The sequence below is a fragment of the Pseudomonas sp. NFX71 genome, from assembly GCF_048079215.1.
Lineage (GTDB): Bacteria > Pseudomonadota > Gammaproteobacteria > Pseudomonadales > Pseudomonadaceae > Aquipseudomonas > Aquipseudomonas fluorescens_B.
Genome location: NZ_CP182230.1, coordinates 5676129 through 5694161, shown reverse-complemented (window position 1 = coordinate 5694161; position 18033 = coordinate 5676129). Strand labels below are relative to the sequence as shown.

Sequence of the window (18033 nt, the reverse complement as noted above, 5' to 3'; positions counted from 1 at the left end):
ATGCATGACCCGGATTCTTGGTCACAACTACATCGGCGGCCAGCGCAGTGCCGCCGGCGCCGTCAAACTCCAGAGCATCGACGCCAGTACTGGCGAAGCGTTGCCTTACGATTTCCTCCAGGCCACGCCGGAAGAAGTGGATGCCGCCGCCACGTCTGCCGCTGCCGCTTACCCGGCGTTTCGCAGCTTGAGTGCCGAACGCCGTGCGCAATTTCTCGATGCCATTGCCGACGAACTCGACGCCTTGGGCGATGAATTTGTCGCCGTGGTTTGCCGCGAAACCGCGTTGCCCGCAGCGCGCATTCAAGGCGAACGCGGTCGCACCAGTGGTCAGATGCGCCTGTTCGCCAAGGTCCTGCGTCGCGGTGATTTCTATGGTGCGCGGATCGATCGGGCATTGCCGGATCGCAAGCCGTTGCCACGCCCCGACCTGCGTCAGTACCGCATCGGCCTCGGCCCGGTTGCCGTGTTTGGCGCGAGCAATTTCCCCCTGGCCTTTTCCACTGCCGGTGGCGACACCGCTTCAGCCCTGGCCGCCGGTTGCCCGGTGGTGTTCAAGGCCCACAGTGGTCACATGGCGACGGCCGAGCAGGTTGCGGATGCGATCATCCGCGCCGCCGAAAAAACCGGCATGCCGGCCGGTGTATTCAACATGATTTACGGCGGCGGGGTCGGTGAAGCGCTGGTCAAGCATCCGGCGATCCAGGCCGTCGGTTTTACCGGTTCGCTCAAGGGTGGTCGAGCCTTGTGCGACATGGCTGCAGCCCGTGCGCAGCCGATCCCGGTGTTCGCCGAGATGTCGAGCATCAACCCGGTGATCGTGTTGCCGCAGGCGCTGGAAGCCCGGGCTGAAACCGTCGCCCGTGACCTGACGGCTTCGGTGGTTCAAGGCTGTGGCCAGTTCTGCACCAACCCTGGCCTGGTGATTGGCATTCGCTCGCCGCAGTTCAGTGCATTCGTGCAGCAGGTGGCGGGGTTGATCAACGATCAGCCGGCGCAAACCATGCTCAATGCCGGGACGTTGAGCAGCTATGGCAAAGGCCTGCAAAAACTCCTCGCGCATCCGGGCATCGAGCATCTGGCCGGCCAGGCGCAACAGGGCAACCAGGCCCGGCCGCAACTGTTCAAGGCTGATGTCAGCCTGCTGATCAATGGCGACGAGGTGCTGCAAGAGGAAGTCTTCGGCCCGACCACGGTGTTTGTCGAAGTGGCGGATCAGGCGCAACTCAGCGCCGCGTTGAACGGGCTGCACGGGCAACTGACGGCGACGATCATTGGCGAGCTGGACGATTTCATACAGTTCGGTGAGTTGACGGCGTTGCTGGAACAGAAGGTTGGACGGATCCTGCTCAACGGCTATCCGACTGGCGTCGAGGTGTGTGATTCGATGGTCCATGGCGGCCCGTACCCGGCGACGTCCGATGCGCGTGGCACGTCGGTGGGCACGCTGGCGATTGACCGTTTCCTGCGGCCGGTGTGCTTCCAGAATTACCCGGACAGCTTGCTGCCGGAGGCTTTGAAGAATGGCAATCCGCTGCGCATTCAGCGGTTGGTGGATGGCCAGCCTTCGCGTGAGGCCCTCTAACGGCTAAACACCCATCCCTGTGGGAGCGAGCAGGCTCGCTCCCACAGTTGTTCGGGGTGTACATGCATTCTGCGCCCGACTCAGGCTACCCCCACATTAAGCTATCATTGCGTCTTTCCCCTTCAAAGATTGACTGCCATGACTGCCTCAACCGACACCTTGCTCAGCACCCTCGAACACTGCGACATGGTGGAAATCGACGGGCTGCATGCCTTTGAATTCTCCCTCGATGAAGACGACAACCTGCACATCGAATGCATGGACGGCCGTGCGGCAAAACATTGGGAGTTCAGCCCGGCGCAGATCCAGGCTGCGATCTTTGATCCTGCCTTGCAGAGCTGGGTCATCACCGGCGATTCCGGAGAGCATCGGCTGGTGTGCATGACCGCTTTCCGCGGTGATGATGACGAGGATGAAGTGAATGAGGATGCGTAATCTCTGGCCACTGTTGATGGCTGGCAGCGTCGGCGCCATGGGCGTTCAGACGGCAGCGGCCGATCAATATCAGTTGTTGGTGGGGTCGTACACCGCCGGCCAGAGCCAGGGCATTTACCGCCTGAGTTTCGACAGCGCCACCGGGCAGATCGACGCCAGGCCCCTGCAGGTGGTCAAGAGTGAAAACCCGTCCTGGCTGACCCTGTCCAACGATCAGCGCTATCTGTTCGCGGTCAACGAAAACGGCCCTGGCCAGAAAGACCCGGTCGGGCGCGTCAGCAGTTATGCGATCGATTCGAAGACCCATGAACTGAGCCTGATCAATCAGGTGCAGAGCCTGGGCAACGAGCCGACCCATTCGAGCCTCAGCGGCGATGCCAGCCATTTGTTCGTCAGCAATTACTCAGTGGCTGAAGATCCGGGCGGCACGTTGGCGGTGTTGCCGGTGGGCGCCGATGGCAAGCTCAAAACCGTCGTTCAGATGAGCAGTCACCCGTCCAGCCGGGTCAACCCCGAACGGCAGATGTCGGCACATGTGCATTCGACGGTGTCCTCGCCAGATGGCAAGTTTGTGTTCTCCAATGATTTGGGGGCGGACAAGATCTTCGTCTATCGTTTCGATCCGAAGGGCAACCCGGACTTGCCGTTGACCCCGGCGACACCGGCGTCGGTCCAATTGCCGCCCGGCAGCGGGCCGCGGCACTTGCTGTTCAGCGCGGACGGCAAGCACGCCTGGCTGACCATGGAAATGAGTGCGCAGGTCGCTGTGTTCGATTACCGGAACGGCATGCTCGAGCAAACGCAGATGGTCGATTTGGCGGCCGGGCAACCGACGTCGGACAAGGCGGCCGCGGCGTTGCATGCCTCAAGGGATGGCAAGTTCCTCTATGTCAGCAATCGCGGAACGGCCAATCAGCTGCTGGTGTTTGCCATCGACCCAGCCACCGGCCACCTCAAGGAGCTGCAACGCCGTTCGGTGGAAGGTGATCACCCGCGCGAGTTCAGCCTCGACCCGAGTGGCGGCTTCGTGCTGATCGGTAATCAGAAGAGCAACCAGATTGTCGTGGTCGAACGCGATGCCAAGAGCGGTCTGCTGGGTAAAACCGTGCAGAAACTGCCGATGGATGCCCCGAGCGACCTCAAGTTCGTGGTGCGTCAATAGGCCGCAGGCCCCGGTTGATGGGGCCTGCCTCCTTCTATTAATGCCACTGATATCTGCTAATGCTACAAAAGATTTCAAGGCGCCAGCCTCGACGGTTAAGTTTGCTTCACGGCCCCACCGGGCAAGCAAGCCAACTGACTTCGAGGAATACCGCCATGAACTTCAATCTTTTCTCTGTAATCGCCGCTTCCGCTATTTCTGCCACCGTTGCTCTGCCTGCCAGCGCCAACGTTGAAATCAGCGACAAAAAATCCCACACCCAAAGCTACACCCAGAAATACCTGCAACAGAGCGCCAACTTCTACGCCGCGCTGGATCACAAAACCCAAGCCTGAAAGCCTGGCCCTGCACCCTTTATGCAGGAGCGAAGTCACTTGCGCCGATCAAGCTGAAAAGCTTCGAGAACGCCTGAGTGATGTCGCTCCTGCATAACGCGTTTACGACAGCATCATATTGCTATCAATGCATTGCTTGATATCACATAGCCATGAGTTTAAATTTGACGCTGACTTATTGACTCCTTCTCTAATAAAAAGGATCGACAGCATGGCGATGCGTCTGGCCGTGGCACTTCTGTTCCTCTATTCGACCCCCATTTTATCGGCAGCAACGCCCATCCCAGGCGAGCCCGACGCAGCGCGTGAGCGCATGATTAGTTTTATTGAAGGCTGAAATAGACTGGCTTAATGATCAACGAAGCTGATGCTTACTATGGATAACCTTGAGTGGTTGTCACGGCTTTTTTGATCGATTCTGTGGGCACTGAAACATGCCCACGGAGAACATCATGGCCAGCACAATCCTCACTTCAGCCAAATACGGCGCCTACCTGGCCATCGGTCTTTACGTGGCGCTGGTGTCGGTCGTCAGCATTACCGCGCAGTCGCAGCACGAATTCGAAGCACCGATTCAGGTCGCTTATCCCGCCATTCAGTTCGAACACCGTGTGCAAAACGCCGTGGTCGATCACGCAGACGTGGCGGGAGTGGCAGGGGCATGAAAGGGGTCAGACTCTGGATCATCGCCTTGCTGGCGTTCATGACCAATGGCTCATCCCTGTTGGGAATCGGGCAAGCCTCGGCAGGCTCTGTCGCGCGGTCGATCGAAGCCAATCACAACATGGCTCACAACATCCAGACCGCCAAGGCTCTGGGCCTGCTGGCCGGTAATCCGCCGATGAAACGCCCAGGCGATTTCTTCGGGCCGTTCCAGATTGATTGCTCGGTGCTGCAGATGTGTGAGGTGTTTGCTTGAATCGCGAACCGACGCGGTCGATTGTGGCGAGGGAGCTTGCTCCCGCTCGGCTGCAAAGCAGTCGTAAATCCAGAAGCTCGATGTGGTTGACGAATAGAAGGGCCGCTTCGCAGCCCAGCGGGAGCAGGCTCCCTCGCCACAGGGGGTTGCTACTTGGCCATAATTGCGCAGAACAGGTCTGACTCCAAAAACCGTTGCAACCACGCCTGCAAACGCCGATAGGGCGTCTGCCCGAACCACTCGCGATCCACATGGGCGAATTGCCGAATGAACGGCATCAGCGCCACATCCGCGAGGCTCGGATGGTTCGCCAACAAATAGTCGCGCCTCTCCAGCAACTCATCCAGCTTGCGCAAGAACACCTCGCCCTCGGCGCGATAAAATTCCATCGGCTGCTCGGGGTAACGCTCGGCGTACTTGTAGCGATTCAGATGCACCTTGAACGCCTGATCGTTCTCTTCGATCAGCGCAGCGATCTGCGCTTGCGCCGCAGGATCCCCGGTGAGCAACCAATCCTGAGGATCGTGCTGCGCCAGCGCCCAGCGCATGATCGACAGGCTTTCATCGATCACTCCACCGTCCACACTCAGCACCGGCACCGTGCCTTTGCTCGACAGCGCCAGCATCTCGGCAGGCTTGGCCTTCAGGCTGACCTCGACGATGTTCACCGCAACCCCCGAGTAACGCAGGGCCATCCGCGCCCGCATCGCGTACGGGCAGCGGCGGAAGGAGTACAGCGTATTCATTTCACCTCCAGCGTACTCAGACCGTTGCCCTGGCGGTGGACCTGAATCTGTACCGGAATCCGTTCGTGCATTTCCTGAACGTGGGAAATCACCGCGACCTTGCGGCCCTGCGCCTGCAAACCGTCGAGGGCATCCATGGCCAGTTGCAGGGATTCCGGGTCAAGGCTGCCGAAGCCTTCGTCGATGAACAGCGATTCGATTTTCAGCGTGCTCGACGCCATCGACGCCAGGCCCAATGCCAGTGCCAGGGAGACGAGGAAGGTTTCGCCGCCGGACAACGAATGCACCGAACGCAGTTCGTCGCCCATCTCGGTGTCCATCACCAGCAACCCGAGCATGCTGCCGCCGCGCTTCAAGCGATAGCGCCGCACCAGTTGCCGTAGCTGGACGTTGGCGTGATGCACCAGCAGGTCGAGGTTGTAGGCCTGGGCGATCTTGCGGAAGGTGTCGCCGCTGGCGGAACCGATCAACGCATTCAGGCGCGCCCAACGCTGGTACTCGGTGTAGGCATCGGCGATCTGTTGGGTCAACGCCTGATTGGCGTTCTGTCGGCGCTGATCCTCGGCCTGTTCAGCGCGCAGTTCGGCGCAACGGTGCTCGCTGGCGGCAAACTGGCCTTGCAGTTCGTTCAGGGCGGTAGCCAGTTGCTCGGCATCGAGATTGCCGTTGTGCTGCGCCTGGTGAAGGGTCAGGCGTTTATCGCGCTCCTGTAACAACACCTTGGCTTGTTCGATGGCTTTTTCGTTGTGCTGCAACCGTTGGCGCAATTCGCTGACCTGTTGGTCGTCGACGCTCAGCAACTGCTCCAGGCCGCCGTCATCCAGTTCCGGATGCAAGGCGCGCCAGTCGGCGATCTTCGTGTTCAGTTCGCGGTCTTCGGCTTCCAGGGCGATCAGGCGGTCTTGCTGCGCTTTCAGTTCCGCCGCCAGTTGCACCAGCCGTGTGCGTACGGATTGCAGTTCCTGATTCGCAGCCGTTTCGGCATGGCGCGCCTGTTCGACAGCCTGATCCAGCTGCTGCTGCCACTGTTCGGCGCTGCTGTGGGAGCCGAGCAATTGCGTCAGTTGTTGCTGGCAGGCCTGTTGCTGCTCGGCGAGGGCAGAGAATTGTTGCTGGGCCGCTTCCAGCTGCTGGACGCGGGTCAGTTGACGATCCTGTTCCTTCTCCAGCGTCTGCTGGCGTTGTTGCTGTTCGCTGAGTTCGTCGCGTTGCTGATCGAGTTGTTCCAGGCGCTGGGCGATCTGCCGGTCGAGCTGCATGAAGGTAGCGGCAGGCTCATTGCGCAAGGCGTCCAGTGTGTCGGCCGGGAGCAGGGTGCTGAACGCGGTCAGTTCTTCGTCCAGACGCTGGCGATCATTGCTTAGTTCGCGTTGCTGATTGGCCAGATGCTGGGCTGCCTGCAGGCTCGCGGTTTCAGCGCTGCGCAGTTGCTGTTGAAGGCGCGCGGCGTCCTGTTGCAGGGTGAGCAGGGCGGTTTGCCGCTGTTCGTCCTGGGTGATGCTTTGGTTCAACTGGCTGTTTTGCTGGTTCAGCCAGGCATCGCGTTTTGCGCTGTCCTGAGAGAACAACTGCGCTGACAGCGGGTGCACATCGAGGCTGGGGGCCAGGTTCTGCTGCTGTGCGACGAGCTGTTCCTGCTGCTGCAGCAACTCCTTTTGTTGCGCAATCACACCGCCGACTTCGGTGCGCAGGTCGGTGAGTTTTTCCTTGAGCAAATCCACCGCTTTCTGTGCGTTGGCCTGTTCGCTTTCATCATGGCGACCGAGGCTTTGCAATAGCGCCTCGGGCTGATGATAAGGATGGTCCAGGCTGCCGCAAACCGGGCACGGCTGATCATCCTGCAACTGCTCGCGCAGTTCTTCCACGCTGGCGCTGCGGGCCAGGCGCTGGCGTTCCAGCAGTTCGCGAGTCACCGTCAGGGTCTGTTCGGCGACGGTCAGTTCGTTTTTGGTTTTCACCCCGTCCTGGGTCAGGCGGTCACGTTCCTGCTGGGCAATGGTTTGGCGTTGCTGCAGTTCCGCAATGCGCTTGTCCAGCTCCTGCTGGCTGGCCCACAGACGCGTCAGTTCCTCAAAGCTGCGCAGTTGCTTGCGATTGTCTTGCAACAGATTGCCCAGCAACTGGATCTGTTCGGCCACCGCTTCCGGCTCGGCGCCGGCCTCTTTGTAGAGCACTTCCAGGTTTTGTTTTTGCGTGGCCCATTCTTCGGCGGCACGGCTGGCGTTGAGTTCCAGTGACGCCAGTTCGGCCTGCCCCTTGTTCAGGCGATTGCCGATCAGCATCAACTGCTGAAGACGGTCGCGGTAGGCGTTCCAGGCGTCGCTGAGCGGCGCAAGATGGGTGCTTTGCTCAAGCTCGGCAGCAATCCGTTGCAGGCGCTCGGCGACCCGATTCTGCTGATCGAGCAAACCTTGGATTGTCTGTTGGCCTTCAGAGCAGGCCAGTTCTGCCTGCTGCTTGAGGTCGGCACTGAGGCCGGTGTCCTTGATCAGGCGGGCGAGGGTGCTTTGCGCCTCAAAGGCCTGACGCAGCAGTGGCACACTTGATGTGTGTTGGCTTTGCGCCTCGACCAGCGCGGTTTGCGCGGCGCCCAGACTGTGTTCGAGTTGCGTCTGACGCGCCTGCAACTCCTGTTCTTGCCGGGTGTGCTGCTGAATCTGCTCAGCCAGCGGCGTGAGGCGGGTACTGAGTTCGGTCTGACGGGCGAACTGGTGCCGTTGGGGCGCCAGGTGTTCCAGGCGGGTCAGCTTCAGGCGTTCGCCGGCCAGGCTTTCCCAATCCTGTTGGGCGCTGGTCAGTTGTTCGGTGGCGCTGAGCTGTTCGTCCTGCAACTGGCGCAGCTCTTTCAGCCACGTGTGTTGCAGCTCTAATTGCTTGAGTTGCGCCTGTTGGTTTTTGAGTTGCTGCTGCGCCTCATTGAAGCGTTCATCCAGCTCCGCACGGGCTTCGGGCGCCAGCGGTGTGACGCCGGTGGCTTGATCCAGCAACAGCTTGTGGATTTCGCGGGCCTCTTTGGTCTTGTCGAACGCGCGGCGACCCAGGCGCGTATAGAGCGCAGTGTCAGTGAGTTTTTCCAGCAGTTCGCTGCGCTCGTTGTCATTGGCTTTGAGGAACGCACTGAACTCACTCTGGGCCAGCAACACGGCGCGGGTGAACTGCTCGAAGTTCAAACCAAGGACGGCTTCGAGCTGGGCCTTGAACTCGACTTTCTGACTGGCCAGCAGCTGATCCAGGTCGATGTCGCGCAAACTCTGACGGCTGGCTTGCAGCTTGCCGCCGGCCTTTTCCCGGGCGCGATTGGCTTCCCAGCGAGCGCGGTAGCGGCGGCCATCGATGCCGACGAAATCCACCTCGGCATAGCCTTCACCGGTGCCGCGACGCAGCAGTGTGCGAGGGTCGCCGGTGCTGATCTCGCCGTCGGCGTCCGGCGCCTTGGCCGACGCTTGAGCGTTGCTCAGTCGTGGCACGGCGCCGAACAGCGCCAGGCACAAGGCATCGAGCAAGGTGCTTTTGCCGGCGCCGGTGGGCCCGGTGATCGCGAACAAACCGGCGCTGGCCAGCGGTTCGGTGGTGAAGTCTATTTCAAACGGCCCGGCCAACGAGGCGAGGTTTTTCAGGCGGATCGCGAGAATTTTCATGGCTGTTCGCTCTCCATCTGCACGTCCTGCAACAACTCGGCAAAGTCTTGCAGCGTTTGCTCGTCGACCTCGCTGCCGTAGTTGTCCAGCCAGGCGCGGCTGAACAGTTCCTGAGGGGTGAGTTGGTCCAGTTCGATCAGGGGGGCGCCGTCATCGACGCCATCGCGACTGCCGTTGCCCGCGTACTCAGCGGCGATGCGCACCAGGCGCACGGCTTTGCCTTGCAGGGCCGATTCCACCTGGTGGCGCAAATCGGGTTGCGGCTCATCCAGGCGAACCCGGACTTCCAGCCATGGCTGACGCTGAATATCCGCCAGCAGATCGATGTTCGGCAGGTCGGCGAGTTGCAGGAGGATTTCGGCCAAGGGCGCGGGGCCGACGCGTTGCAGGTTCACGGCGCGGGGAATCAGTTTCGGCTCCACGCTGACCAGGGTTTCGCCGTCGAGCTGGATATCGAGAATCTGATGCTGATAGCCGATTTCGGAGAACGACAATGGAATTGGCGAGCCGCTGTAGCGAATGCGCTCTTCACCGTTGACCTTCTGCGGCTTGTGCAAATGACCGAGGGCGACGTAGCTGATGCTCGGGCCGAACAGGCTGGCAGGCAGCGCTTCAGCATTGCCGATGATCAGACTGCGCTCGGAGTCTTCCGACACCGAGCCGCCGGCCATGTGCGCATGACTGATGGCAATCAGCGCCTGGCCCTTCTTGCGCTTGGCGTTGGCGGCTTCGATCAGCCATTCATGAACCTGGCCGATCCCGCGCAGATAATTGTCGCCCAGATGCGCGCCGGTCACTTCGGCAGGCCGCAGGAACGGCAGCGCCAGGCACCAGGCGACAGTTTTGCCCTTGGCGTCCGGCAGTGGCAGCAGCAAACGCTCGGCGTCGAGCTGCCCGTCATCCAGCCACAACACACGACCCAGAGCGTGGGTACGCAAACGACGCATCAGCGGTGCGGGCAGTTCGATGCGCGAACCTGAATCGTGGTTGCCGGCGATCATCACGATGGTCAGCTTCGGTTGTTGTTCATGGGCGCTGACGATGAAGTCGTAGAGGCGCTCCTGGGCTTTGACCGGTGGATTGACCGTGTCGAAGATGTCGCCGGCGATCAGCAGCACATCGGGCTGGTCCAGCTTCAACTGGCGCAACAGCCACTCGAGGAAACAACCGTGCTCGAAATCACGGTCCTGGCCGTGCAGGCTCTGCCCAAGGTGCCAGTCGGAGGTGTGAAACAGACGCAAGGCGAGCTCCGTAGGAAATGAGGTAATAGCCGCGAGGAAAATGACAGCGGCGAAAAGGGGGAGAGTTTACGGGTAAACACATTTGATCGCTCGATGGATCTGATCAAGCCGAAACCTGTGGCGAGGGAGCTTGCTCCCGCTGGGCTGCGAAGCAGACCCCTTCAATCTTTCTGATACACCGAGTCGCCTTGATTTACGACTGCTGCGCAGTCGAGCGGGAGCAAGCTCCCTCGCCACAAAAGCTCTCTTCATCTCAGGGCAGTGTTTATTTCGGATAAAGCGGCGGCAGGCCACTGTCGCCGACCGGATCATGAACCCGCTCGGCAATCGGGATCGCCTTGATCGCGCGCCACAACTCTTCTCCCTGCCAATGCTGGCCAGTTTCGCTGTACAGCGCCCCGTTCAAACCATCCAGCGCGTCCGATAACGGCACAAATCGCGCCGCCATGTCGGCCAGGGTTTCCGGTTGTTGCCGGGCCCAGGCGTCGAGGGCCTGACGGGTGGCGTGGGGGTCGTTGGCTTGGCAGGCGCGCTTGAGGTCGTCGAGCACGGTGCGCGGGCTCGGGCCGGCCTGGGCCGCGCGCAGGATCGCCGGTTGCCAGCGGGCGCGCCACCAGAGGCCAAAGCCCAGCAGAGTGGTGCAGGCCAGCATCACGGTGCTGAGTTTCCACCACCAGAGTGCTTCGTTGTCGGCAGCGGAAATGACCGTCGGCATGCCCGCCGGGCTATCGACCATCAATCCCGGATTGTTCGCTACTTGCAGGGTCCGGGCCGGCAGGCTGGTGTGCTCCAGGTGATCCTCGAACGTGTTCCACCAGACGACCTCCACCGCCGGCAACTCGACGTCACCGTCGCGAACAGGCACCAGCGCCTCACGGTCCTCACGGCTGCCGATCAGGCCGCGCTCGCTGTTCTGGTTGACCAGCACCGGCTGATCCGGATAACGGCGCAAGCCATTGACATCGGTCACCGGCAACGGTGGCAGTTGAGAACTGGCCAGGCCTTCAGCCCTCAAGGTCAGGCTGCGAGTCAGCGAATCGCCCACCTGCGCGTGATCCGGCTCAGGGTTCCAGCTCTCGCTCAAGCTCAGGCTGCGGGCCGGTAACCAAGGCACGTCAGCCGGATAGGTGGCTGGTTTTGCCTTGACGGTCAGCGGCAGTTGGGCCGAGCTGACGCGCATCAGTTTGCCAGACTTCGGCACCTGGGATTCGGCGTCCTGGGCCGGCTGGGCGTCGACCAGCGTGGCGCTGAAAATCTGCGCCGGAATGATCAACTGGCCGCTGTGTTGCGGGTAGATCGCGTAGCGCAGTTCAATCACGCCATGGCGCAGGCCGTTGATGTCTTTTTCGTATGTCCGCGACTCACCCAGTTGCTCGATGCGCGCATCGGGAATCTGCAACGGGGTCAGGCTGCTGTCGTCGTACAGCGAAACGGAATGGTAGATGCGCAAGGTCAGGATCGCCTGGGCCTGCACGTACACGCTGCTCTGATCGAGGCTGGCGTCGATGAACACCGGCGCCAGCTTGTTCTTGCTGTCCTGGGTTTCGCTTTCTACCACTTGCAGGGTAATCGGCTGGCTTTGCGCGTCGCCCAGTTGCAACGTGGGAATCACCACGCTGCCGTTCTGGCGCGGCAGCAGGGTGATGATCCAGCGGGTGGTGGCGCGGTTGTCGCCGTTAATGGTGGTCAACTGGTTGACCTGGCGGGTGCCGCGAACGTCGAACAGCGGCTCCAGCGCCGTCAGGTCGGGCTTGCCGAACTGCGTCACGTCGTTGGATTCCAGGGTCAGCTCGACCGTCTCGCCGGAGTTCAGGCGACTGCGATCGACACTGGCGACCAGCCCCGCAGCCTGGGCCTGAACTGTCCAGAGAAACATGGCAAGCAAGAAAGCGGTGAAGCGGGTCATCGAGTTTTTTCCTGATCCTGATGTTGTTGCTGTTCGTACCAGAATTTGCGTCTGAGCAATTCACCCGGATCATCCGGAATCTTGCGCAGCCATTGCTCCAGCGCCTGACGCTGTTCGCCATCGATGGCATCGCCGGCCGGGCGCAATGGCGGGGTGGTGCTTTGTTCGTCGCCCAACTCACTGCCGGGCACTTCATTGGTGCCGGGGCGCGGGGCTGTCGTATCCGACTGTTCCGCATCGGGTGTAGCCGTCTGGGCGTCGGACTTCGGTTCGCCACTGTTCGACGGTTGGGTGGCGGCGCCGGGCGGCGGTTCCTGCGGGGTTCCGGTGTCGTCGCCTTCGGTTTTGTCCGGCTCGACGGGGGGCGGTGTGTTTTTCTGTTTGAGCAGATTTTCCACCAAGGCCTTGTTGGTCTGCGCCGGGCGCAGGTCTGGTTGACGTTCCAGCGCCTGTTCGTAAGCATCCAGCGCGGCTTCCAGCTCTCCGCTCTTTGCCAGCGCGTTGCCACGATTGTAGTGGGCGTGGGCGTCATTGCCTTCGGCGAACCGCTGGGCGGCGCCGCTGTAGTCGCCGGACTCATAGAGCGCGACGCCTTGCCATTGTCGATCTTCGAAGTGTTGCGCGGCTTCGGCGGGGCGCTTCTTCTTGAGCAGGTGCAGCCCCTGTTGATCCGGGCGCAGCCACAAGTCCTCAAAGTCGAAGGCGTAGCTCGGTTGCGGAAACAGGAACAGCAACGGCAGGCAGAACAACCAGCCGCGACGACCGGCGCAGGCTGCCAACAGCAGCAACGGCAACAGCAGCCAGTAACCCTGATCGGCCCAGGTATCGAGGCGCAAGGTCTGGCCATCGTTGCGCAGATGACGTGGACCGTCGAGCAGGCCGAGGGCGCGCAGGTCGGCGTCGTCCAGCCCCCCATGGCGATAACGCCCGTCGAGGCCGTTGACGAACGCTTTCAGGCTCGGCTCGTCCAGGTGCGGGACCAGAATTGCGCCCTGATCGTCCTTGAGGAAACTGCCGTCTTCCTGCGTGATTGGCGCACCTTCGGCGGTGCCGATGCCGAGCATCAGGAATTCTGTCGACTTGCCGTCCAGCGCCTGCTGAATCCCTTCGCGTTCCAGGTCGGTCAAGGACGAGCCGACCAGCAGGATCCTGCCGTCACCCAAGGCACTCTGAGTCAACAGCGCAAGGGCCTTGTTCACCGCAAGGTCGGCGCGATGGCCGGCCAGGGGCATCAGCGACGGTTTGAGCGCATCCAGCAGATTACGACTGGTGGAGAGGTCATCCGACAGCGGCACCAGCGTGTGCGCGCTGCCTGCGTAGACAACAATGGCGGTCTGCGCGTCGCTGCGATTCTGCAGCAGGTCGAACAGCTTGCGCCGGGCCTGTTCCAGCCGGTTAGGCGTCACGTCGGTGGCGAGCATTTCCGGGGTCAGCTCCAGAATAACCACCAGCGGGTCGGCCGGTTTCTGACTGGTTTGCTCGACACGCTCCCAGCTCGGTCCGAGCAGCGCCAGTATCGTTAACAGCCACGCTACGCCGAGCGCGACCCACGGCAGTTTGCTCTCGCGTCCGTTGCCGCCACTGAGCAGCGCGGAATGAAAGGCGGGTGGCAGAATCATCTGCCAGCGACCGGCGCGCTTCTGCCGATGCCAGAGCTGCCAGAGCAACCAGCCAAGCAGCGGCAACAGCAGCAGCCACCAAGGGCGGAACCAGTAAGGCCACAGTTCGCTCATCGGCGCCTCCGCAGGCGCAGGCGCTTGAGCCGTTGGCGCCAGTCAGGCAATGGTGTCTGCAAGAACAGATCCCTGGTAAACAGACGCTGCAACGGGTTGTCCGGCCAGCGTTCGCGGATGACCAGCAGCATGCTCAACAGCAGCGCTATCGCCAACGGCCAGTGATACAACGTCTGGGCCGGACGGGCCTGGGTCGGTTGTTGAGTCACCGGCTCCAGTTGATCGAGAGTTTCCTTGATCGCTTGCAACTCCTTGCCGTCGCGAGCGCGGAAATACTGGCCGCCCGTGGCGGTGGCGATGGCCTTCAACGCAGGTTCGTCGAGGTCCAGGCTCGGGTTGATCCCGAGGAATGCTGCGGTGCCGCTGTCCTCGGGATCGGCGCCGATGCCGATCGGGTAGATTTTCACGCCTTCATTGGCCGCCAGCCGCGCTGCCGTCAGCGGGTCGATTTCGCCGCCGTTATTGGCGCCGTCCGTCACCAGAATCAGCACGCGGCTTTGCGCCGGACGCATGCGCAGGCGTTTGATCGCGAGGCCGATAGCGTCGCCGATGGCGGTGTTCTTGCCGGCGATACCGATGCGCGCTTCGTCGAGCCAGACCCGCACAGTGCGCCGGTCAAACGTCAGGGGTGCCTGCAGATACGCCCGGCTGCCGAAGAGGATCAGGCCGACACGGTCGCCTTCGCGACTCTCCAGAAAATCGCCGAGCAAATGTTGCACCAGCGTCAGGCGGCTGACTTCATCGTCTCGCCACTGCATGTCGGGGAAGTCCATGGAGCCGGAAACGTCCACCGCCACCAGCAGGTCACGGCCACTGGCGGCAATGGGTAACGGTTCGCCGAGCCACTGCGGGCGCGCCGCGGCGATCAGCAAAAACAGCCACAGCAGCATGAACGGCGCTTGCTGGCGCCAGGCCGGCAGATTGGCCCGAGCGCGACGCCGGGCCAGGCCTTCGAGGTCGCTGAGGAAACTGACTTTGAGCGCCGGTTCGCCGCTGTCGGCCACCGGCAGCACGATGCGCATTAACCAGGGCAGCGGCAGCAGGGCGAAGATCCAAGGCCAGGCGAACTCAAACATGTTTGCGAATCCACGTGTCGACGGCTTGCGTCAGGCCGGCGATGGCCTTGTCGTCGAGTTTGCATTCGGGTTTGTAAGCGCCTTCGACCAACACCATCCAGCGCGTCAGGCCGGCGGCCGGGCAGCGGTTGTCGAGGAATGCCAGCCATTTGCGCCCGTTGAGGGTGTGGCTCTGGCTGTAGGGGTAATGGTTGCGGCACAGGCGTTTGAGCAGGCCGTTGAGCTGCTGCAGCCAGGCGCCGGCCGGTGCGCCGTCGTACGGTTTGGGCATCAACGCCAGTTCCGCCAGTGCGGCGAGGCGTACCGGGTCCAGCGGTTGTTCGGCACGCACGATGGGGCGCTTGTTGGGCAGGAAGCGCCGCGCCTTCCACAGGCCGAAACCGATCAGCGGCAGCAACAGCAGCAACAACCACCAGCCCGGCGCGGGTGGCCAGAAGCCTGGTGGAGGAGGGGAAATCAGCGGTTGCAGTTGATCGAGGCTGCTCATCGATGTTTCCCCGGCTTCTGCGGGTTCAGGTACTCGCGCAGTTGTTCGACCATCTCGCTCTGGGTGCTCAGGGGCATCAACAATACGCGAAGCTTTTGCGCGAGCAATTCCCAATGGGCGATGCGCGCTTCAGCCTGGGCGCGGTAGGTCTGGCGCAAGTCGAAATTCAGCGTGTCGAGTTCCAGCTGCGCGCCGCGTTCGACAAACCGCAAAAGGCCGGCAGCGGGCAGGGCGTGGTCCAGTGGATCGGACAGCGGCAGCAGCAACAGGTCGCAATGGCGGGACAGCAAGCTTAGTTGCTGTTCGGAGCCCTCGGTCAACGCGCGCTCGTCGCAGATCACGATTACCAGGCTGCCGGGGCGCAGCACCTCCCGGGCACGACGCAGGGCCAGGTTGAGGGCATCGCGGTTCTGTTCGCTTTCGGTGTGCAACGACTGATTGACACGCACCAGTCGGTTGAGAAATTGCAGCAGGCTCTGTTTGCTGCGCCGGGGCTTGATTTCGTAGTGTTCGGTATCGCCGAACACCAGCCCGCCGACGCGATCGTTGTGGCCGAGCGCAGCCCAGCCAATCAGGCTCGCGGCCTGGGCGGCGAGCACCGATTTGAACATCAGCCCTGAACCGAAAAACAGCCGTCGGCTTTGCTCGACCATAATGAAAATCGGTCGCTCGCGTTCTTCATGGAACAGCTTGGTGTGCGGCTCCTGTGTGCGGGCGGTGACGCGCCAGTCGATGCTGCGTACGTCGTCGCCGGCCTGATAGACCCGCACCTGGTCGAAGTCCACGCCACGGCCACGCAGCTTGGAGTGGTGCAGGCCGATCAGCGGGCTGCGCTGGCTCGGCGTGGAAAACAACTGCACTTCACGCACACGATGGCGCATCTCGATCAGCTCGGCGAGGCTGACGCGGATGCCCGGCTCGGGCGGCAGGATGGCGTTCATCGGGGTCAAGCGACGGCTACAACGTCGAGAATCCGCTGGACCACCCGGTCCTGGTCGATGCCAGCGGCTTCGGCTTCAAAGGAAAGAATGATGCGGTGGCGCAACACGTCGAACAGCACGGCTTGAATGTCTTCCGGGCTGACGAAGTCGCGACCGGCCAGCCAGGCGTGGGCCCGGGCACAACGGTCGAGGGCAATCGAGCCACGCGGGCTGGCGCCGTAGGCGATCCACTCGGCCATCTCCGGGTCGAACTTGGCCGGGGTGCGTGTGGCCATGACCAGTTGCACCAGGTATTCCTCCACGGCGTCGGCCATGTACAGACCGAGGATTTCCTTGCGTGCGGCGAAAATGGCCTGCTGGCTGACCCGGCGCTCGGGCTTGGTCTCGCCGTTCAAGGCTTCGCCACGGGCTTGTTGCAGGATGCGCCGTTCGACCGCCGCGTCCGGGAAACCGATTTTCACATGCATCAGGAAGCGATCGAGCTGGGCTTCAGGCAGCGGATAGGTGCCTTCCTGCTCGATCGGGTTTTGCGTGGCCATCACCAGGAACAGCGGCGACAGCTCGTAGGTACTGCGCCCGACACTGACCTGCCGCTCGCCCATGGCTTCGAGCAGCGCCGACTGAACCTTGGCCGGGGCCCGGTTGATTTCGTCTGCCAACACCAGGTTGTGGAAGATCGGGCCTTGCTGGAACACGAAACTGCCGGTTTCCGGGCGATAGATTTCCGTGCCGGTGATGTCGGCAGGCAACAGGTCGGGAGTGAACTGAATGCGATGGAACTGGGCTTCGATGCCTTCGGCGAGTTCTTTGATCGCTTTGGTCTTGGCCAGGCCCGGCGCGCCCTCGACCAGCATGTGGCCGTCGGCAAGCAAGGCGATGAGCAAGCGCTCGATGAGTTTTTCCTGGCCGAGAATCTGCGTTGAAAGAAAGGTTCGCAGCGCGAGCAGCGCTTCACGATGTTCCATCGATGACTGTTCCTGGAAAGGTGACCGAAGACGTTCGAATAACGCCAGGGCTGGGGGCGTTACTTTAATCCATCGCGGGGGGCGGCGACTAACGGCATTTTGTGCAAAGTGCGGGAATAGATGGGTGAAAGTGTTGGAAATTTGTGCGGGTCGGGGAGTGGTGTCGTTGATTCGGGCCTCATCACGAGCGGGCTCGCTGTCACAGTGACCGGGTTCTGTCGGAAAAAACGCGATCGATTGTGGAAGCGAGCCTGCTCGCGACGAGGCCGGTACAGCTACTGAAATTCAGAGCTGGCTGATATAGGTGCCAGTACCTTTGAGAATGTTCTGCAACGTTTCTTCCACCTCAGCCAGATCACTCGCATCGGTACTGTGAATGATCTCCAGCGAATCATCGCCATTCAATGCATCCGCATCCGCCGCCGCGATTTCGATCAGTAACCGGGTAGGGCTGAGCGTCACTTTCACGCCGTCCAGCGTCGAAGGCTCGCCATCAAGGGTGATCTCCAGCTCGTCCTCGTCGGGATAGCGGCTCATCAGGAACATCTCACCCTGATCGCTGTGGCAGGCGAGCATGGCCATGTTGTCTTCTTCCTCGTCACACGGGTTGACGATCAACAGGGAGGTGGTCATTTGCATGGGGAAATCCTGGCTCGGCGAGCGTTGTGAACACAACAAAAGGCAATTCTGCCAGCCCTCGGGAATTTCTGCTCGGTCGAGTGTCAGAGAATGTGTCGTGAACATTCGGGGCGGTGCTGGTCATTTCTGGCACGAATGTGCCGCAAATCCGGGCATAAAACGCCCAATTTCCTACACGGCTGCTAGTGTTGTTCGATGCGCAGGCCTTGAGCTGCGTGCCGATGA

General features: G+C 61.6%; 17 protein-coding genes. 7 read left to right on the top strand and 10 right to left on the bottom strand.

What is annotated here, in order from left to right; translation table 11 throughout:
* Positions 1 to 4 precede the first annotated feature (4 nt).
* The 7 genes from ACM1ZW_RS26405 to ACM1ZW_RS26375 all read left to right on the top strand — a co-directional run bounded on the left by ACM1ZW_RS26405 (position 5) and on the right by ACM1ZW_RS26375 (position 4436).
* Positions 5 to 1585, top strand: a complete 1581-nt coding sequence (locus ACM1ZW_RS26405) for an aldehyde dehydrogenase (NADP(+)) (RefSeq protein WP_017338448.1) — start codon at positions 5 to 7, stop codon at positions 1583 to 1585.
* A gap of 138 nt (positions 1586 to 1723) precedes the next feature.
* A complete protein-coding gene (locus ACM1ZW_RS26400) occupies positions 1724 to 2020 on the top strand; it encodes a DUF5629 family protein (protein WP_416739689.1) in 297 nt (98 codons plus the stop codon).
* On the top strand, positions 2013 to 3182 hold the full coding sequence (locus ACM1ZW_RS26395; protein ID WP_416740847.1) for a lactonase family protein: 1170 nt from the start codon (positions 2013 to 2015) through the stop codon (positions 3180 to 3182). The genes ACM1ZW_RS26400 and ACM1ZW_RS26395 overlap by 8 nt, the downstream gene beginning before the upstream one ends.
* Positions 3183 to 3337: 155 nt before the next feature.
* Positions 3338 to 3517, top strand: a complete 180-nt coding sequence (locus ACM1ZW_RS26390; RefSeq protein WP_031318838.1) for a hypothetical protein — start codon at positions 3338 to 3340, stop codon at positions 3515 to 3517.
* Between the two features lie 211 nt (positions 3518 to 3728).
* A complete protein-coding gene (locus ACM1ZW_RS26385) occupies positions 3729 to 3854 on the top strand; it encodes a hypothetical protein (protein ID WP_017338452.1) in 126 nt (41 codons plus the stop codon).
* A 115-nt stretch (positions 3855 to 3969) separates the two neighbouring features.
* Positions 3970 to 4182, top strand: coding sequence for a hypothetical protein (locus ACM1ZW_RS26380; protein WP_017338453.1), 213 nt, complete (start codon positions 3970 to 3972; stop codon positions 4180 to 4182).
* Positions 4179 to 4436: a hypothetical protein gene (locus ACM1ZW_RS26375; RefSeq protein WP_017338454.1), complete on the top strand. Its 258-nt coding sequence runs from the start codon at positions 4179 to 4181 to the stop codon at positions 4434 to 4436. Before ACM1ZW_RS26380 ends, ACM1ZW_RS26375 begins: the two co-directional genes overlap by 4 nt.
* A gap of 149 nt (positions 4437 to 4585) precedes the next feature.
* Here ACM1ZW_RS26375 and ACM1ZW_RS26370 read toward each other — a convergent pair whose 3' ends face one another.
* The 10 genes from ACM1ZW_RS26370 to ACM1ZW_RS26325 all read right to left on the bottom strand — a co-directional run bounded on the left by ACM1ZW_RS26370 (position 4586) and on the right by ACM1ZW_RS26325 (position 17808).
* Entirely contained in the window at positions 4586 to 5182 is a 597-nt protein-coding gene (locus ACM1ZW_RS26370) for a glutathione S-transferase (RefSeq protein ID WP_416739688.1), read from the bottom strand.
* Positions 5179 to 8820, bottom strand: coding sequence for an AAA family ATPase (locus ACM1ZW_RS26365; RefSeq protein WP_416739687.1), 3642 nt, complete (start codon positions 8818 to 8820; stop codon positions 5179 to 5181). Before ACM1ZW_RS26365 ends, ACM1ZW_RS26370 begins: the two co-directional genes overlap by 4 nt.
* Positions 8817 to 10061: an exonuclease SbcCD subunit D C-terminal domain-containing protein gene (locus tag ACM1ZW_RS26360; protein ID WP_416739686.1), complete on the bottom strand. Its 1245-nt coding sequence runs from the start codon at positions 10059 to 10061 to the stop codon at positions 8817 to 8819. Before ACM1ZW_RS26360 ends, ACM1ZW_RS26365 begins: the two co-directional genes overlap by 4 nt.
* A 265-nt stretch (positions 10062 to 10326) precedes the next feature.
* Positions 10327 to 11967: a BatD family protein gene (locus ACM1ZW_RS26355; RefSeq protein ID WP_017338458.1), complete on the bottom strand. Its 1641-nt coding sequence runs from the start codon at positions 11965 to 11967 to the stop codon at positions 10327 to 10329.
* A complete protein-coding gene (locus tag ACM1ZW_RS26350) occupies positions 11964 to 13700 on the bottom strand; it encodes a tetratricopeptide repeat protein (protein ID WP_416739685.1) in 1737 nt (578 codons plus the stop codon). The genes ACM1ZW_RS26355 and ACM1ZW_RS26350 overlap by 4 nt, the downstream gene beginning before the upstream one ends.
* The gene (locus ACM1ZW_RS26345) at positions 13697 to 14776 is read right to left on the bottom strand and encodes a vWA domain-containing protein (RefSeq protein WP_414885197.1); all 1080 of its coding nucleotides are present in this window, start codon (positions 14774 to 14776) and stop codon (positions 13697 to 13699) included. The genes ACM1ZW_RS26350 and ACM1ZW_RS26345 overlap by 4 nt, the downstream gene beginning before the upstream one ends.
* The gene (locus ACM1ZW_RS26340; protein ID WP_017338461.1) at positions 14769 to 15263 is read right to left on the bottom strand and encodes a DUF4381 domain-containing protein; all 495 of its coding nucleotides are present in this window, start codon (positions 15261 to 15263) and stop codon (positions 14769 to 14771) included. The genes ACM1ZW_RS26345 and ACM1ZW_RS26340 overlap by 8 nt, the downstream gene beginning before the upstream one ends.
* Complete coding sequence (locus ACM1ZW_RS26335) at positions 15260 to 16204, bottom strand: DUF58 domain-containing protein (RefSeq protein WP_017338462.1); 945 nt, start codon at positions 16202 to 16204, stop codon at positions 15260 to 15262. Before ACM1ZW_RS26335 ends, ACM1ZW_RS26340 begins: the two co-directional genes overlap by 4 nt.
* Before the next feature lie 5 nt (positions 16205 to 16209).
* Entirely contained in the window at positions 16210 to 17169 is a 960-nt protein-coding gene (locus tag ACM1ZW_RS26330; protein WP_008150800.1) for an AAA family ATPase, read from the bottom strand.
* Positions 17170 to 17454: 285 nt separating this feature from the next.
* Entirely contained in the window at positions 17455 to 17808 is a 354-nt protein-coding gene (locus tag ACM1ZW_RS26325) for a hypothetical protein (protein ID WP_017338463.1), read from the bottom strand.
* Positions 17809 to 18033 lie beyond the last annotated feature (225 nt).